General features: G+C 35.7%; 8 protein-coding genes. 7 read left to right on the top strand and 1 reads right to left on the bottom strand.

Annotated elements, in window-relative coordinates:
• The first annotated feature begins 91 nt into the window (after positions 1-91).
• The 7 genes from SD960_RS17265 (at position 92) to SD960_RS17235 (ending at position 14,364) form a co-directional block, all read left to right on the top strand.
• Positions 92-3,232, top strand: a complete 3,141-nt coding sequence (locus tag SD960_RS17265; protein ID WP_318805000.1) for a glycoside hydrolase family 2 TIM barrel-domain containing protein — start codon at positions 92-94, stop codon at positions 3,230-3,232.
• A 233-nt stretch (positions 3,233-3,465) separates the two neighbouring features.
• Positions 3,466-4,608, top strand: a complete 1,143-nt coding sequence (locus tag SD960_RS17260; protein WP_318804999.1) for a DUF5009 domain-containing protein — start codon at positions 3,466-3,468, stop codon at positions 4,606-4,608.
• A 227-nt stretch (positions 4,609-4,835) separates the two neighbouring features.
• Positions 4,836-6,473: a sodium/sugar symporter gene (locus tag SD960_RS17255; protein ID WP_318804998.1), complete on the top strand. Its 1,638-nt coding sequence runs from the start codon at positions 4,836-4,838 to the stop codon at positions 6,471-6,473.
• Between the two features lie 160 nt (positions 6,474-6,633).
• The gene (locus SD960_RS17250) at positions 6,634-8,163 is read left to right on the top strand and encodes a glycoside hydrolase family 28 protein (RefSeq protein ID WP_318804997.1); all 1,530 of its coding nucleotides are present in this window, start codon (positions 6,634-6,636) and stop codon (positions 8,161-8,163) included.
• Positions 8,164-8,418: 255 nt separating this feature from the next.
• A complete protein-coding gene (locus SD960_RS17245) occupies positions 8,419-9,858 on the top strand; it encodes a glycoside hydrolase family 28 protein (RefSeq protein WP_318804996.1) in 1,440 nt (479 codons plus the stop codon).
• Between the two features lie 21 nt (positions 9,859-9,879).
• Entirely contained in the window at positions 9,880-11,856 is a 1,977-nt protein-coding gene (locus SD960_RS17240) for an alpha-L-arabinofuranosidase C-terminal domain-containing protein (protein ID WP_318804995.1), read from the top strand.
• Positions 11,857-11,895: 39 nt separating this feature from the next.
• The gene (locus SD960_RS17235) at positions 11,896-14,364 is read left to right on the top strand and encodes a glycoside hydrolase family 95 protein (protein WP_318804994.1); all 2,469 of its coding nucleotides are present in this window, start codon (positions 11,896-11,898) and stop codon (positions 14,362-14,364) included.
• A gap of 319 nt (positions 14,365-14,683) precedes the next feature.
• Here SD960_RS17235 and SD960_RS17230 read toward each other — a convergent pair whose 3' ends face one another.
• A complete protein-coding gene (locus SD960_RS17230; protein WP_318804993.1) occupies positions 14,684-18,754 on the bottom strand; it encodes a two-component regulator propeller domain-containing protein in 4,071 nt (1,356 codons plus the stop codon).
• Positions 18,755-18,992 lie beyond the last annotated feature (238 nt).

The raw sequence follows: 18,992 nt of genomic DNA, 5'->3' as shown, positions 1-18,992 counted from the left end.
GTTTTGTAATAAGTGAAACGCCTTTTGAGACAAAGAAAAACTATGTTTCTATGTGTTAGAAAAATATTGCCAGCTATCTAAAACCAAAATAATGCATAAAATCAAAACCAAAATACTTTTATTAACCCTGCTGGTACTTTGCGGAACTTTTGTTTCGGCTCAGGAGCAAGACCGTAACGACTGGGAAAATCCCGAAGTATTTCAAATTAATAGAGAACCGGCCCGAGCTGCTTTTCTGCCGTATGCAGATGAAACTTCTGCAATAATGGATAAATATGAAAACTCACCCTGGTATTTTTCTTTAAACGGAAAATGGAAATTCTTGTGGTCGCCAACACCGGATCAGCGTCCGAAAGATTTTTATAAACAGGATTTCAGTACTTTAAATTGGAAAGAATTACAAGTGCCTTCGAATTGGGAATTAAACGGTTATGGTATTCCAATTTACACCAATATAACGTATCCTTTTGAGAAAAATCCGCCTTTTATCAATCATTCGGATAATCCTGTAGGTTCTTATAAAAAAGATTTTGTTTTGCCTGAAAACTGGAAAAACCGACATGTTTTTCTTCATTTTGAAGCAGGAACATCGGCCATGTACATTTGGGTAAATGGTGAAAAAGTAGGGTATACCGAAAACACCAAAAGTCCGGCAGAATTTGATATTTCTAAATTTTTAAAACCCGGAAAAAATAATTTGGCTGTAGAAGTTTACAGATGGAGTGATGGTTCATATCTGGAAGATCAGGATTTTTGGAGACTTTCAGGAATTGACAGAAATGTTTATTTGTATAGCACAGATAATGTTCGCATTTCCGATTTTTTTGCCAAACCAGATTTAGATGCAAAATACAAAAACGGAAGTTTGAATGTAGAAGTAAATTTAAAAAACCTGACTGCAACTGCAGTTAACAATCAAAAATTGACTGCGAAGCTAGTTGATGCTTCGGGAAAAAATGTATTTACCAAAGAGTTGAATGTCAATTTTGAAGCATCAAAAATTCAGACGATTAATTTCTCTCAAAATGTATCCAATCCCAAATTATGGAGCAGTGAAACACCAAACTTATACACTTTGCTTTTGACTTTAAAAAATGCAAAAGGTGATATTATAGAAACCGTTTCCTCTCAAATCGGATTTAGAAAAGTAGAATTAAAAGGCGGACAATTACTGGTAAACGGAGTTCGATTAATGTTTCATGGTGTAAATATTCACGAACATAATCCGAAAACGGGACATTATCAGGACGAAGCGACGATGATGAAAGACATCAAAATGATGAAGCAGCTTAACATTAATTCAGTACGCTGTAGTCATTATCCAAACAATATTTTATGGGTAAAACTATGTAACAAATACGGATTGTTTCTGGTAGATGAAGCCAATATCGAAAGCCACGGAATGGGAGTAGAAGGACAGCCTATTATGTGGATGAATCCAAAAACTAATCCGGGTCATCTTCCGGAATGGAGAGAAGCACATTTAGACAGAATTTACAGCTTGGTCGAAAGAGATAAAAACATGCCGTCGGTAATACTTTGGTCATTAGGTAATGAAAGTGCCAATGGGCCAGTATTTCATGAAGCCTACAAATGGATCAAAAAAAGAGATAATACGAGATTGGTTCAGTTTGAGCAGGCCAAAGAAAATGAAAACACCGATATCGTGTGCCCAATGTACCCAACAATAGAATACATGAAAGAATATGCGGCGCGCAAAGAAGTAAGTCGTCCGTACATCATGTGTGAGTATTCGCATGCGATGGGAAACAGCAGCGGTAATTTTCAGGAATATTGGGATATCATTCGAAGCAGTAAAAATATGCAGGGTGGTTTTATTTGGGACTGGGTTGACCAGGGTTTTGAAACGAAAGATGAGGCCGGACGAAAATACTGGGCTTACGGAGGCGATTTAGGAAGTCAGCACTATACAAATGATGAAAATTTTTGCCATAACGGATTGGTTTGGCCCGACAGAACACCGCATCCCGGAGCATTTGAAGTGAAAAAAGTGTATCAGGATATTTTATTTAATGCCGTTGATATCAAAAACGGAGTGATCGAAATTATAAACGATTTTGGATTTACGAATCTTAATAAATACAATTTTAAGTATGAGGTTTTAGAAAACGGAAAAGTAATTAAAGCAGGTTCAATTGATGTTGCTTTAAATCCGAAATCTAAAAAACAGTTTAAAATTGATTTGCCAAAAATACAATCAAAAGAAGGAACAGAATATTTGCTGAATGTTTTTGCATACACTAAAACAGGTTCAGAAATACTGCCTCAGAATTTTGAAATTGCAAGGGAACAATTTGCATTAGAAGGAGAAAATTATTTTGAAAAAACGACAGCGACAAATTCTGCTTCGATTGAAAATGAAAAAGATGCTTTTGTTCTAACTGCAGCCAATGTAAAAGTAAAAATCAGCAAAAAGACAGGATTAATTTCTTATTACAGTTTAAACGGCGAAGAATATTTTCAGCAATATCCAGAACCTAATTTTTGGCGGGCGCCAACAGATAATGATTTTGGAAATAAAATGCCCCAAAAATTGAATATCTGGCGAAATGCTGGTAAAAACCTGACTTTAGAAAATATTGAAGTAACGGATGAAAATGGCAAAAAAAGTATTCTCGCAAAAATGAAACTCAATGATGTGTTTTCAGATTATTCAATTAAATATTCTTTGAGTACTGATGGAGCTTTAGAGATTGTTCCTTCTTATAAAAGAGGAAATAATCCAGTGCCTGAAATGCCTCGTTTTGGAATGCTTTTCGTTTTAAAAGAAAACTTTGAAAATCTGGATTATTACGGCCGAGGACCTTTAGAAAATTATTCAGACAGAAATACAGCCTCATTTAAAGGAATTTACGAAAGTAAAGTTGCAGACCAATATGTGCCTTATACACGCCCACAAGAGAATGGATACAAAACAGATATACGCTGGTTTAGATTGTCAGGCGATAAAGGAAATGGCTTGGAGATAAAAGGTCTGCAGCCTTTATGCATGAGCACTTTAAATAATTATCCAGCCGATTTTGATGGCGGAATGACAAAGAAAAACCTGCACTCCAGCGATATTACACCAAGAAAAGAGGTTGTTGTTTGTGTTGACCTTGCCCAACGTGGTTTAGGTGGAGACAATAGCTGGGGAGAATATCCACACGAGCAGTATTTATTGAAAAATAATGAATACAGTTACGGATTTATAATTAAACCAATAAAATAAGTTTTCAGTGTCAGTCTCAGTCTCAGTTTCCGTTTGGAATGAGACTGAGACTGGTCACTGCAATCACACTGAGACTGGGACTGAAAACTGAGACTGAAAACTGAGACTGAAAACTGAGACTGAAAACTGAGACTGAAAACTGAGACTGAAAACTGAGACTGAAAACTGAGACTGAAAACCGCGACTAAAAACTAAAAACTAAAAACTATCAACCATCAACTAATAACCACAAAATGAGTAACAATACAAATGCAAGATTAATTTCTTTGGATGCGCTACGCGGATTTGTTATGTTTTGGATTATGAGCGGAGAACATATCATTCACGCTCTGGCAAAAGCAGCTCCAACTCCTATTTTTATCTGGATGTCATCGCAACTGCATCATGCGGAGTGGAACGGAATTACATTTTACGACATGATTTTTCCTGTGTTTCTATTTGTTGCGGGAGTTTCAATGCCCTATTCTTTTGAAAAGAAAATGCAGCTTGCCGGGGTAAAAACGCCACAAGAATTACCGGGCAGCGAAAAGCGAAAAATATACGTGTCAATGCTTAGAAGAACCTGTATTTTATTGGTTTTAGGCTTTGTGGTAAATGGATTATTGCGATTCGATGGTTTTGATCACACCCGTTTTGCAAGCGTTTTAGGAAGAATTGGACTGGCTTGGTTTTTTGCCGGTATCATCTATTTAAATTTTGACTTTAAAAAACAATTAATCTGGTTTTTTGCTATTTTGATTGGTTATTATGCCGCAATGAAATGGATTCCCGTTCCTAATTTTGGTGCAGGAGTTTTGACCAAAGAAGGATCACTTGAAGGCTATATTGATCGGCTGTTTTTACCAGGCAGGCTGCATAGTACCGTTTATGATCCGGAAGGAATATTTTCTACCATACCTGCTATTGCTACGGCATTATTAGGTGTTTTTACAGGAACATTTTTAAAAGGGAAATCCATTTTTTCAATAAAAGTAAAATTGCTTTTAATGGCTCTTACGGCATTGATTTTGATTATGGCAGGCTTACTTTGGGATCTTAATTTTCCAATCAATAAACATTTATGGACAAGTTCATTTGTGTGTTTTGTCGGCGGATTTAGCATATTATTTTTAGTCTTTTTTTATTTGATAATTGATTTTTTTGGATTCCATAAATGGGCCTTTCCTTTAATCTTAATCGGTTCAAATTCTATTTTAATTTATATCGCTGCAGAAGGTTTAATCGATTTTAAACACACAGCAGATTATGTTTTTGGCGGATTGATCAATTTTACGCCGCTTGTATGGCAGCCTTTTTTTGCAGCATTGTCTGTAACCATTGTACAGCTTATTTTACTTTACTTTCTATATAAAAGAAAATGGTTTCTGAAAATTTAGAATGAAGAAAACCAGTTTTGAAGTTAATTTTTAAACACATAGAAACATAGATTTATTTTTATGCAAGAGAATAAAAAAGAAGAAATAAGAAACACGTTTCTTACATATAGCTATGTGGATTTAAAATAATGAAATGCCTTTTGTTTAATTTCTAAAGCTATGTTTCTATGTGTTAAAAATAAATTTAAATACATTTTACTATCTAACCACACAATAACCACACTATTATGAATGTATTACAAACCGCAGATTACATTGTTTTCTTTATTTACTTTGTCATAGTAACGGCTTATGGAATGTATATTTACAGAAGCAAGAAAACTGCAGCAACCAGTTCCAACGAATATTTTTTGGCAGAAGGATCGCTTACCTGGTGGGCAATTGGGGCATCGCTAATCGCTTCTAATATTTCAGCAGAGCATTTTATTGGTATGAGCGGTTCTGGTTTCGCCATCGGATTGGCCATTGCTTCTTACGAATGGATGTCTGCCGCCACATTGATTATCGTGGCAATGTTTATTTTACCGATTTATCTTAAAAATAAAATATTTACCATGCCGCAGTTTCTGGCCAAAAGGTACAGCGGAACAGTAAGTACTATTATGGCAATTATCTGGCTTTTAATCTATGTGTTTGTAAATCTTACTTCTATCATTTATTTAGGGGCTTTGGCTATTTCATCAATTGCTCCTGTAAGCTTTCAGTTTTGTGTTATTGCGCTGAGTTTATTTTCGGTTATTGTTACTTTAGGCGGAATGAAAGTAATCGGATACACCGATATGTTTCAGGTTATAGTATTAATTCTGGGCGGATTAGTAACAACTTATTTGGCATTGACCTTACTTTCAGATCAGTTTGGTTTTGGAAAAGATATTTTAAAAGGACTAGCAATTATTGCTGATGAAGCGCCCGGACATTTGCATATGATCTTAGAAAAATCAAATCCGCATTATACTGAACTGCCGGGAATGTCAGTTTTAATCGGAGGTATGTTAATCAATAATCTGGCGTATTGGGGATGCAACCAATATATTGTTCAGAGAGCTTTAGGAGCCGATTTAAAAACAGCCCGTAAAGGAATTTTATTTGCCGCTTTTCTAAAATTATTGGTTCCAATTATTGCCGTTTTACCGGGTATCGCGATGTTTGTAATGCATTCGAACGGAATGTTTCAACAGGAAATGGTTGATGCTTCAGGAGTTTTAAAACCGGATCAGGCGTATCCAACTTTAATGAATTTACTTCCTGCGGGATTAAAAGGCGTGGCTTTAGCCGCTTTGACTGCGGCAATCGTAGCTTCTTTGGCAGGAAAAGCCAATAGTATTTCGACTATTTTTTCTTTAGATATTTATAAAAAATATTTCAATTCGCAGGCATCAGAAAAAAAACTGGTACGTACCGGAAGATGGTGTGTGGTTGTTTGTATGATCATTGCTGCCATTGTAGCGCCTGCATTAAAATCATTAGATCAGGCTTATCAGTTTATACAAGAATATGTGGGCTTCTTTTCACCTGGTGTTTTAGCGGTTTTTTTATTGGGAATGTTCTGGAAAAAAACAACGCCATCAGCAGGACTTGCGGGTGCATTGTTAACAGTGCCGCTTGCTGCTATATTGAAATTTCTGCCAATGTGGACAGATGGGGCTTTTCCTGATTATCCTTTCTTAGACCGAATGACTATTGTTTTCTTTTTAATTGTGTTTATAATGGTAGGTATAAGTCTGGCAAATCCGGCGTCTGAAGAAGAAGCTGAAATACATAAAATTGAAGTCGATAATTCAATGTTTAAAGTGTCTTCAGAGTTTATTGTAGGATCCTTTATTATCTGCGGAATATTGGTGGCTTTGTACACAGTTTTCTGGTAATTTGTATTTGGCCACAAAGACACAAAGGCTCAAAGTTTATTTAAAAAGAATAAATTGAAAATTGCTTGCAAAGAATTGAAGGCGCAAAGTTTATTGAAAGAAACTGTAGAGAAAAAAGCTTAGCGACTTAGTGTCTTTGTGGCATAAAAAACAAAAAGAAATGAAAAAGAAATCTATAATCGCGATCCTAATTTTTTGTCTTTCCTTAACCGTTTCGGCGCAAAAGATATTTGACATAAAAAAATATGGCGCTGTCGGAGATGGTAAAACTTTAAATACAAAAGCAATTCAAAAAGCGATTGATGCGGCGAACAAAAATAAAGGCGGAAAAGTTGTTTTTTCTAAAGGTGAATATTTATCAGGAAGTATAGTCTTGAAAAGCAGCGTGGAATTGTTTTTTGAAGAAGGAGCAATTTTATTAGGAAGTACCAATCCGGATGATTACCCGAAATATGAAGGAATAAGAGCTTTGATTGTAGCGAATCAATCAAAAAATATTGCGGTAAACGGAAAAGGAATTATAGACGGACAAGGAAGAGAATTGGCATTAGCAATTGATAGTCTGCATCATACAGGAGTTCGAATTGATCCAAAATACAATTACAGAAGAATGCGCCCTGAAGACGGAAGAGGAAAGCTGATTTCATTTGTAAAATGCGATTCTATAACGATGATTAACATCACATTAAAAGATAGTCCAGGTTGGGTGCAATGTTTTACCGAATGCAAAAATATTGTAATTGATGCTATGAAAGTCAATAGTACCGCGTATTGGAACAATGACGGAATTGATGTTAACGGATGTGAAAATGTTCGAATAACAAACTGCAATGTAAATGCAGCAGATGATGGAATTTGTATAAAATCGGAGTCGCCAGGATTGCAGAATAATAATATTTACATTGCCAACTGCAGAATTAGATCAAGTGCCAATGCAGTTAAATTTGGTACAGGATCTTATGGCAGTTTCAAAAACGTAACCGTTGAAAACATCGAGGTTTATGATACTTTTAGATCGGCAATCGCGATTGAATCTGTAGATGGAGCTGAAATTGAGAATATTAAGGTTTCAAATATTACGGCCGTAAATACAGGAAATGCCATATTGATTCGTCTAGGTCACAGAAATGGAGACAAGCCGGGTTATATTAAAAATGTATCTATTAAAAATGTAAAAGTACAAGTTCCTTTTGGTCGCCCTGATATTGATTATGATTTGCGCGGCCCAGAAGTTGATTATTTTCATAATCCGTTTCCGGCTTCTATTGCGGGAATTCCGGGGCATTTGATAGAAAATGTAACTTTAGAAAATATTGAAATTACCTATCCGGGAAGAGCTTCAAAAGGAATGGCTTATCATCCTTTAAGCCGATTAAAAGATGTAAAAGAAAACATAAACGGTTATCCCGAATTTAGCATGTTTGGAGAATTGCCTTCCTGGGGATTTTATGTGCGTCATGTAAACGGAATCGAAATGAAGAATATAAAATTGATTTTAGAGAAAGAAGATTTTCGTCCAGCTTTTGTTTTTGATGATGTAAAAAATCTTACGATGAAAGCTATTGATATCCCTTCAGATAAAATCAATCAAATTATTTTTAAAGATGTTTCATCCAGCAATTTAGACAGTGAATCTTTAAAAAGAAAAATAGAGCCAGAACAAAATAAGTTTGAATTGCCTGTGCATTGAAATTTTGCCACAAAGACGCAAAGGCGCAAAGTTTTTTTGCCACAGATTGTAAATTTTGTTTCACGCAGATTAAAAAAAGATTTAAGCAGATTCTAATGATATTTCAAAAAAAAATCTAACTAAATCTGCCAAAATCTGCAATATCTGCGTGAAACAAAAAAAACTTAGCGACTCTGCGACTTTGCGAGATTAAAAAAATAAACCAAAAACTTTGCGTAGACTATCTTAAACAAGGTTTTTAATAAATTAAATGAAATGAAAAAGAAATCTATAATCGCGATCCTAATTTTTTGTCTTTCGTTAACCGTTTCGGCGCAGAATATTTATGACGTTAAAAAATACGGAGCCAAAGGAGACGGAAAAACAAACGATGCAGCCGCTATTCAAAAAGCAATTGACGCCTGTACGAAAACAGGCGGAAGAGTTTTAATTCCCGCACCGTTTACATTTTTGGCGGGACCAATTGATGTAAAATCCAAAGTGGATCTTCATATCGAAGCCGGAGCGAAATTATTGGCAAGTCCAGATGAGAAATTATACACAAAAAGCGCTTTCAGAACCAATCCGGGCGAAGGAACCATCTGGATTGGAGGAGAAAATGTAGAGGATTTTACCATTAGCGGAAGCGGAAAAATAGATGGAAACGGAATTTCTTTTATGGGTGATGAACTGGAGGATTCTTATGTTTTAAAACCTTTTAATGTTTTAGATCCAAGACCGCATGTGTTGACCATTATTGGAGGAAAAAATATCAGAATCAAAGATGTTCATATCGGAAATTCGGCGTATTGGACGATTCATTTGGTTGGCTGTAATGATGTTGTAATCAGCGGTATCACATTGTTAAACAGCTTAAAAGTGCGTAATAGTGACGGTATCGATTTGGATCATTCAAAGAATGTGAGAATCAGCGATTGTTATATCGAAAGCGGCGATGATTGCATTTGTTTAAAAAACAGAAGAGAATTTGAAGAATTTGGCGCTTGCGAAAATATTACGGTGACCAATTGCACGATGACGAGCAGCAGCTGCGCCATCAAAATTGGTTCAGAAAATATGGATGCCATCCGACAAGTGGTTTTCAATAATTGTATCATTAAAAACAGCAATCGTGCTTTGGGAATCCAAAATCGAGATGAAGGAACGGTAAGCGATGTTATTTTTTCTAATATCATTATCGAAGGTAAATTGACGACAGATACGTGGTGGGGAAAAGCAGAACCCATTTATGTAACGGCTTTTAGCAGGGCAAAAGGAAATCATAAAGATGCCAACTGGCGTTTTCCAAAAGGCGCTACAGAAGGAAAAGTAGGCGAAATAAAGAATATTTATTTCTCTAATATTCAGTGTACAGGAGAAAACGGTGTGTTTGTAAGTGGCGAATCAAAAGATAAAATCAAGAACATTGTTTTTGATAATGTGAGTGTTTTTATTGATAAAACAACTGCTTTTCCTGGCGGAGTTTATGACAGACGTCCTTCTAATCTAGAAGGTTTTGTAAAAGGAAGTACTTCGGGATTCTATTTTGATTCGGCAGAACGCATCAAAGTGCAGAATTGTGCGGTACAATGGGGAAAAAACAAACCGGAATATTTTAAATATGCGATCGAAAGTAAAAATGTAGATGATTTAATTGTAACAAATTTAGACGGACAATCAGCTTTTCCTGCTAAATTAGAGGCAGTAAAAAAATAATTCCTTCCATTCCAAAAAACTATGAAAAATAATATCCTTAGAACATTCACCATTGGTATGCTTTTAAGCAGTTTTTATGTAAATGCTCAAAAAACAATTTTAGAAGTTGATGCCGCAGAAACCATCACCAAAATTCAGCCTACAATGTTCGGTTTGTTTTTTGAAGACATTAATTTTGCTGCAGATGGAGGATTATATGCCGAATTGATTAAAAACAGGTCTTTTGAATTTGATAAACCTTTGATGGGATGGGAGCAGCCCAATACAAAAAGATCTTCTTTGAATAAGGAATCCGGAAGTGCAGCGCCAATTAAACTTGAGGCAAGCAATACAGTTTTTTGCAGAGTCGAAATTAATAATGCAAAAGGTTATGCTTTAATAAATGAAGGCTTCAGAGGAATGGGAGTCAAAAAGGATGCAAAATACAACCTTTCATTAAAAGCAGCCAATCATAATTCGGCAATTCAAAAAATTATCATTCAGCTTATTGACAAAGACCAAAAAGTGATTGGAGAAACGAGCATTGTTCCAAAATCAGAGCAATGGACGAATTATAAATCGCAAATTACAGCAACTCAAACTGAGGCAAAAGCAAAGCTCAAAATAACTTTTGAAGGAACAGGAACGATAGATTTAGATATGATTTCGCTTTTTCCGGAAGATACCTGGAAGAACAGAAAAAACGGACTTCGTAAAGATTTGGTACAGCTTTTATATGATATGAAACCTGGATTTTTACGTTTTCCCGGAGGTTGTATTGTTGAGGGAAGAACATTGTCTGATCGTTATCAATGGAAAAAATCGGTTGGAAATGTAGACAATAGAGAGACAAAGATGAACCGCTGGAATGTAGAATTCAACCACAAACAAACTCCCGATTATTTTCAAAGTTTTGGTTTAGGTTTTTTTGAATATTTTCAGCTTTCAGAAGATATTGGAGCAGAACCGCTTCCAATTTTAAGCTGTGGAATGGCTTGTCAGTACAATACAGGCGAGTTGGCTCCCATAAACGAACTCGATCCTTATGTACAGGACGCTTTAGATTTAATCGAATTTGCCAATGGTGCTGTTACTACAACTTGGGGAAAAATCCGTTCCGATATGGGACATCCAAAACCATTTAATCTAAAATATATTGGAGTTGGAAACGAGCAATGGGGACCAGATTACATTGACAGATACAAAGTTTTTGAAAAAGCAATTAAGGCAAAATATCCAAATATCATAATTGTATCGGGAAGCGGTCCTTCGCCTGCAGGCGAACATTTTGATTTTGCTATGCAGGAACTTAAAAAACTCAATGCAGAATTGGTAGACGAACATTATTACGAAAGCCCGAAATGGTTTAGGGAAAACGCAGGTCGTTATGATAAATACGATAGAAAAGGTCCTAAAATATTTGCAGGAGAATATGCCGCGCAAAGTGTTTCGGGCGCGAATCCGAATAACAGAAATAATTGGGAATGTGCTTTTTCTGAAGCCGCTTTTATGACTGGGTTAGAAAGAAATGCAGAAGTAGTTCATTTAACATCTTACGCACCTTTGATGGCGCACGAAGATGCATGGCAATGGACTCCTGATATGATTTGGTTCAATAATTTAGAATCTTACGGTTCAGCCAATTATTATGTACAGCAATTATTTTCAACCAATAAAGGCACAGATTTGTTAAGTATTACCAAAGAAGGAAAAGCTTTAACGGGGCAAAATAATTTATACGCATCGGCAGTAAAAGATGCAAACAGCAAAGAAATAATTGTGAAATTGGTCAATACAGCTACATCAGCACAAGATATCAGCATCGATTTAAAAGGAGCAAAATTAGGATCAAAAGGCACGATTATAAGACTTGCAAGTGCAAATACACAAGATGAAAATACTTTTGCTGATCCCAAAAAAATCACTCCGAAACAAGCTGAGTACAAAATAACAAAAGGAAACCAGCAATTAAGTCTTCCTGCTTACTCTGTAACCGTTTTAAAACTGAAAATCAATTAATTGTGAATTGTTAATTATAAATTATTAATTAAAAGTACCATGCTTCATCATTTTTTTAAAAAGTCTTTTGTACTTATTGCTGTAATTACTGGGTTTTCCGGATATGCGCAGGATTTAAAATTGCAATACAAACAACCCGCTGTTGAATGGACAGAAGCGTTGCCAATTGGCAATGGTACTTTGGGAGCAATGGTTTTTGGAAGGGTAGATTCTGAATTAATTCAGTTGAATGAAGCCACTTTATGGAGCGGCGGTCCTGTGCAGAAAAATGTGAATCCGGATGCTTTTAAGAATCTGGCGTCGGTTAGAGAAGCACTTGCAAATGAAGATTTTGAAAAAGCATACAATTTGACTAAAAACATGCAGGGTGCTTACAGCGAAAGTTTTATGCCGTTGGGAGATCTAATTTTAACACAAGATTTTGGCGAACAAAAGCCTGATCTTTACCATAGAAGCCTTGATTTGCAAACCGGATTGGCAGTTACCAATTTTAGCGTTAGCGGAGTAAATTATAAAAGAGAAATATTTGCTTCGGCGCCAGCGCAATGCATCGTAATTAAACTTTCGGCAGATCAGTTGAAAAAACTTTCTCTTACCATTGATGCTTCAAGTCTTTTAAAAAATCAAAAATCTGTACAAAATCAGTCGTTGGTTTTAAACGGAAAAGCACCATCGCATTCAGACCCAAATTATATTGATTACAATAAAGAACCTGTTATTTACGATGATGTAACAGGCTGTAGAGGAATGCGTTTTGAATTAATTATAAAACCAATTATAAAAGATGGTGAGATAAGTTCTGATGGAAACAAATTGGTGATCAAAAATGCATCTGAAGTATTACTTTTCGTTTCAGCAGCAACCAGTTTCAACGGCTTTGATAAATGTCCGGATAGTCAGGGAAAAGACGAACATAAATGGGCAGAAAGTCCAATTAAAAAAGCTATTGCAAAGAAATATGATAGTTTGCTAAAAGAACATATTTCAGATTTTCAACATTTTTTTAATAGAGTTTCATTACAACTTAATCAAAAAGAAACCAATAAATCTAATTTGCCTACAGATACAAGATTAGAACAATATGCAAAAGGAGAAAAAGATGCCGGACTTGAAGCTTTATTTTTTCAATACGGTCGTTATCTATTAATTTCCTCTTCCCGCACGCACAATACGCCAGCCAATTTACAAGGCATTTGGAACAATAAACTCCGCGCGCCCTGGAGCAGTAATTACACAACAAACATTAATTTACAGATGAATTACTGGCCAGTAGAATCAGGAAGTTTGTCTGAATTGTTTTTTCCGCTTGACGAATTCATTAAAAACGTTTCTGTAACCGGAGCTGAAACCGCCAAAAGTTATTATCATGCTTACGGATGGGTATTGCATCATAACTCGGATATATGGGCAACAACAAATCCTGTGGGTGATTTTGGCAAAGGAGATCCGATGTGGGCGAATTGGTACATGGGAGCCAATTGGTTAAGCAGACATTTATGGGAACATTACCAGTATACAGGCGATGTAGTCTATCTTAAAAAAGTATATCCAATAATAAAAGGTGCGGCAGAATTTAGTTTAGACTGGCTTCAAAAAGACAAAAATGGTTATCTGGTAACAATGCCCTCGACATCACCGGAAAACAAATATTTTTATGATGGAAAAAAAGGAGGTGTTGTCACAACTGCTTCGACTATGGATATTGGAATCATAAAAGATGTATTTGAAAATACTATCGAAGCCTCTAAAGTGCTCAATACCGATTTAGAATTCAGACAAACGGTAAGCCAGGCGGCAGACAAATTACTTCCTTTTCAAATTGGCAGCAAAGGACAGCTTCAGGAATGGTATAAAGATTTTGAAGATGAAGATCCGCATCACAGACATACTTCTCATTTATATGCTTTACATCCTGCTAATTTAATTTCGCCGTTAAAAACTCCGGAATTGGCTGCTGCTGCAAAGAAGACACTAGAACTTCGCGGCGATGATGGTACTGGCTGGAGTCTGGCGTGGAAAGTAAATATGTGGGCAAGACTTTTAGACGGGAATCATGCTTATAAATTATTCAAAAACCAATTGAGGTTAACAAAAGACAATGATCCAAAGTACAGCAGACATGGAGGTTGTTATCCGAATCTTTTTGATGCTCATCCACCTTTTCAGATAGATGGAAATTTTGCCGGAACCGCAGGCGTTATAGAGATGTTAATGCAAAGTCAGAATAAAGAAATTCATCTGTTACCCGCTCTTCCTGATGAATGGACAGACGGCGAAATAAAAGGCATTACGGCAAAAGGTAATTTTACCGTAGCTATAAAATGGAATGATGGTAAAATGACCCAGGCAAACATATTATCCAATAATGGTAGTACATGCTCTGTAAGAGCTGCAGATCCATTTGTAGTTGAAAAGCTTAATATCAAAAGCGAGAAATCGTCTATAGGTTATGCTGCAGTATTTGAAACTAAAAAGGGAATTTCATATAGTATAGTACCTTCCAAATAGACTTTCTAGGAAAAGTATATATAGTATTATTGTGAATAAATCTCTCGCAAAGACGCAAAATCGTAAAGATTTTGTCATTTCGACGGAGGAGAAATCTCCACAAGTAACTCCGCAAAGAAAATCCAATCTTTGTCGAGCTTCTCACGGAGATTTCTCCTTCGTCAAAATGACAATATTGTGTTTAAATTTTACCAATATTTAACTCCTAACGGAGTACTAAAAAATATCTCGGAGAGATTACATATTGGTAGAAATCAATTTATTTGTGCCATTTTTTGTCCCGTAGGGACTACACTTATTAAATAGCAACCTGAATTAATTATGTAATATCTCTCTTCTGAATGATATTCAATTCCTTATTAAAAGAATTTCTATATTTTTTGATATATTCTGAAGGTTTCATACCAAACAATTTCACAAACTGTTGGCGGAAATAACGCTGATCTTCGATACCAACCTGAGGACCAACCTGAGCAATATTAATATTTTCAGTAAGCATAATTACTGCCGCCCTGCGGATTCTGATCGATCTGATAAAAACATTTACAGTTTGCCCGGAAATGGCTTTGATCTTTTTGTAAAGACTGGAATGACTCATGCCCATTGCGGCAGAAAAACTCTTTAAATTAAACTCGCTGTTTTCAAGATTGGCCTCGACGATTTCGATACATTTATCAAGAAATTCTTTGTATTCAACGGGAACTTTATTGACATTTTCACGAAGTGTAATGCTGTCTAAGAAATACTTGCGCAATTGCCCTCTGTTTCGGAGGACAGCATCTACGCGAGCCAAAAGTATCTCACTGTCAAAAGGTTTGGTTACATAATCGTCTGCGCCTTCGGTAATACTTTGTAAATGAATATCATTGCTGGTTGTAGCGGTAAGAAGAATTACGGGAATATGGCTAAAATCATCATTTTGTTTGATTTTTTTACACAAATCCAAACCATTCATGCCTTCCATAGAAATATCGCTCAGTACAATATCAGGCATATGTTTTTCGACAAGTTTCAGTCCTTCGAGTCCATTTGCTGCCGAATAAACAATATAGTTTTTGGTAAAAAGCTGTACCAGATAATGATTCATCTCAGGATTGTCTTCCACAATTAGCAATACTTTTTTGGTACTGATTAATTCCTCCTGTATACTTTCAGGATTTGAAGGTTGATTTTTTCTTTCAGATGTGTTTGGATTTTCTGCCGGCATTCCTTCCAAAAGTTCACCTACAAGAGGAGACATTTGCGGATAATTTTCATTGATGTTTATTTCTGCAAAATGACTTTTTCCTTTTGGAAGTGAAATAGTAAACGTAGTACCTTTTCCAACTTTACTTTCACATTTTATTTCGCCATGATGTTTGGTCACAAAATATTTGGCAACATAAAGACCTATTCCAAAACCATTGCTGGCTTTAGACTTAATTTGCCTGAATTCTTCAAAAATAGTATCAATATCATTCTCATTAATTCCGCTTCCTGTATCCGATATAATGATCGAAACATCAGCCGTTTTCTCGATAATTTCAATACTTATTGACCCTTTATTCGGTGTAAATTTGAAAGCATTTGAGATTAAATTAAAAAGCGTAATCTCTATTTTTTCGTAATCGCCATATATTTCAACGGGTGTTTTTTCTTCAATAAAATGATAATTTAGGCTTTTAACGGCTGCCATTTGCGTAAAGCTGTCGTAGATTTCGCGGCATAAGCTGTTTAAATTAATTTTTGAAATTTTGAGCTCATCAAGATCTGTTTCGGCTTTTCTAAACAGAAGCAATTGATCCGTAAGACTCAATAATCTTTTGGCATTTTTATAGGCGAGATTAAGGTCAAGATCATCTTCAGAACGGTTTTTTCTATCAATAGCACTTTTTAGCGGATTTATAATTAAAGAAAGGGGAGTGCGCAATTCATGCGCCATATAAGTAAACATAGAAAACTGTTTTTCAGCATGTTCCTTGTCTTTTTTATGCTCCATTCGCGCCAATTTTATTTCGTAGCGAAGTCTTTCCTTATTTTTATGATACCCTACGTAGGCATAAATGGCACCGGCAGCAGCAATAAGGTAAAAAGTATAAGCCCACCATGTTCTATACCAGGGCGGAAGGATTTTTACTGTTGCGAGGGTTACTTCATTGGTCCAATTTCCAAAAACATCGGTTGTTTTAACTTTAAAAAGATAAGTTCCTTCCGTTAATCTGGAATAATTTGCCCGGTTATTTTTTGAAGTATAATTCCAGTCTTTGTCCCAGCCTTCGAGAAAGTAAGCGGTATTAATTTTTTCAGAATTGACATAATCAAGATAAACATAATCAAAACTCAATGCCGATTTTTCATAAGGAAGTTCGGCGCCGCTTATCATTTCGAGTTTCTTTTCTGTAATATAAGGACTGTCTAATTTTAAAGACTGATTGTTGACCAGCAGATCATTCAATAAAAATTTGCCCGTATTTTTTTTGTCTTTTATATTATCGGGATCAAAAACATTGAATCCGTTTATACCGCCAAAAATAAATTCTCCTGTCGAAAGTTTTGTGCCTGCATTCCAGCTAAATTGATTCCCCTGAAGTCCATCAGAAACCCCAAAATTCCTGAACGTATTGTTTTTCGGATTTAATCTTGAAATTCCATGATACGTAGTCATCCATAAATTTCCTTTTTTGTCTTCTAAAAGGCGAAGTATGGTATTGCTCGAAAGACCGTTTTGTGTGGTATATTTTTTGAAAGTGCCTGTTTTTCGGTTGAATAAAAGCAAGCCTCCTTCAACAGTACCAATCCAAAGGTTTTTGTTTTGATCTTCGGTTATGCATCTAATAGTATAATCAGAATGATAGTTTTTTACTTTTTTTGTTTTGGGTTCTATTTCAAAAAAAGAATTAAAAGTTCCTCCCCAGATCTTTCCGTCTTTGGTTTCGTACAGGCAAGTAACATCGCGTAAAGTAGTACTGTAGCAAACGAATTTGTTTTGCTTTTTATCAAATTGATATAGCGCTCCGCCGTTGGTAATGGCAAGCCACAACGTTTTTTTCGAATCTAAAAACAGCAGCCACGATTCCTGTTCTGCTTTTTTAGTGAATTGATTGTAAATGGAGAAATTCTGAATGGCTTTTGATTTCGGATCAATACGGCAAACACCGCCTTTCCACATCGCAACCCAAATCGCATTATCAGAATCCCTGACGATGCTTGTAACAAAATTGCTTTGAATTTTTCTGCCGGCAGATGAAGTTGTCGAGTAAACGTCGTAGGTATTTTGTTTTCTGTTCCAGTATCGCATTCCGGCGCCATCAGTACCAATCCAGATATTTTTCTTTTCATCTTCGCAAAAAGAAAGCATGAAGTTTGCGGCAGGATCTTCGTCTTCTTTATTCGTTAATGGATCCTTGCTTTTAAAATGATTAAAATCGAGTGGATTTTTTCCCATCATACTTACGCCGCCACGCAGGGTTCCAAACCACATTTCGCCGGTTTTGCTTTGAAATATATCATACAATGATTTACTGTTAAGCAATGAAACCGGACCGCTGGCGTGATACAAAACAGGAGCAGATTGATTTTTGGTAATCGTATAAAGTCCTGCACCGTCAGTAGCTATCCAAAGTCTGTTTTCCTGTTGAAAAAAATCACGTACAACTGTTTTTTCCAGAAAGTAATTTTTAGAATAAGTATTTAGATTGTCATTATATAAGTATGCGCCTTCGTCTGATCCAATCCAGAGCCCGTCCTTTGTGAGTTTAATACAATTTGCGCCTGTGATTGCATTGTTGAGAAGCGTTAGTTTATTGGATTTAATATCGTACTGGCAAAGACCGGTTCCGGTTATAAAAACATAAAAGACTTGCTTTTTCGCATTATAAGCTATTGATCTTGCGATATAATTTAGTTTTCCGTTGAAGGGTATTGCCGTTCCAATTTTCTCACCTTCTTTATACACTACGATAGCTTCTTTTGCAGCGACAAGAATAATGTGCTGAGAATGTACAGCAATGATTTCGTAGGCGGTAACGTTTAAAGGTTTGATTTTTTTATTTGTATCATAATATTGCAGCGGACTAAAAGAAGATCGTTCTGCATTAAAAACTACAGGTCCGGCAGTTGTTCCTATCCATAAATTATTTTCAAAATCACCTTCAATACAGCTAATGGCATTTCCCTGAATCGAATTTGGATCAGTATGAATATGGCGGTAAATCTTAAAATCATTTCCGTCATATCGGTTCAGTCCATCAAATGTCCCAAACCACATATAACCATTTTGATCCTGATAGATAGAAGCAACAGAATTGTTTGAAAGTCCTACTGAAATATCAAGATGTCTTATCGGGTAATTCTGTCCGGATGCATTTATGTGCAGCAGACTTATAACAAGAAAGAACATTAACTTATTCATAGAATTTTTTTTAAAAAGCACCTTGCTCCTTGATATACGAAAAATAGAAGAATTGTGATCTAAAAACGGGATCAATTTTTATGTGAATATATTTGAATCTGTATGCTTTGCGAAATTAAAACAATTATTATGTAATGTTTAAAAAACACTACTGGTTTTTTAGAAAATGATTACTTGTTGGGCGCAATTTTTCTAACACATAGAAACATAGATTTTATGATTTTGAAAAAGAAAATAA

The sequence above is a fragment of the Flavobacterium sp. MMLR14_040 genome, from assembly GCF_033657265.1.
Lineage (GTDB): Bacteria > Bacteroidota > Bacteroidia > Flavobacteriales > Flavobacteriaceae > Flavobacterium.
The sequence above is the reverse complement of the archived record's forward strand: the minus strand, read 5'-3'. Positions and strand labels throughout refer to the sequence as shown.

Coding starts and splice junctions, on each gene's coding strand:
- SD960_RS17240 (WP_318804995.1), top strand. CDS start 9,880: ATGAAAAATAATATCCTTAGAACATTCACCATTGGTATGCTTTTAAGC.
- SD960_RS17250 (WP_318804997.1), top strand. CDS start 6,634: ATGAAAAAGAAATCTATAATCGCGATCCTAATTTTTTGTCTTTCCTTA.
- SD960_RS17265 (WP_318805000.1), top strand. CDS start 92: ATGCATAAAATCAAAACCAAAATACTTTTATTAACCCTGCTGGTACTT.
- SD960_RS17245 (WP_318804996.1), top strand. CDS start 8,419: ATGAAAAAGAAATCTATAATCGCGATCCTAATTTTTTGTCTTTCGTTA.
- SD960_RS17255 (WP_318804998.1), top strand. CDS start 4,836: ATGAATGTATTACAAACCGCAGATTACATTGTTTTCTTTATTTACTTT.
- SD960_RS17230 (WP_318804993.1), bottom strand. CDS start 18,754: ATGAATAAGTTAATGTTCTTTCTTGTTATAAGTCTGCTGCACATAAAT.
- SD960_RS17235 (WP_318804994.1), top strand. CDS start 11,896: ATGCTTCATCATTTTTTTAAAAAGTCTTTTGTACTTATTGCTGTAATT.
- SD960_RS17260 (WP_318804999.1), top strand. CDS start 3,466: ATGAGTAACAATACAAATGCAAGATTAATTTCTTTGGATGCGCTACGC.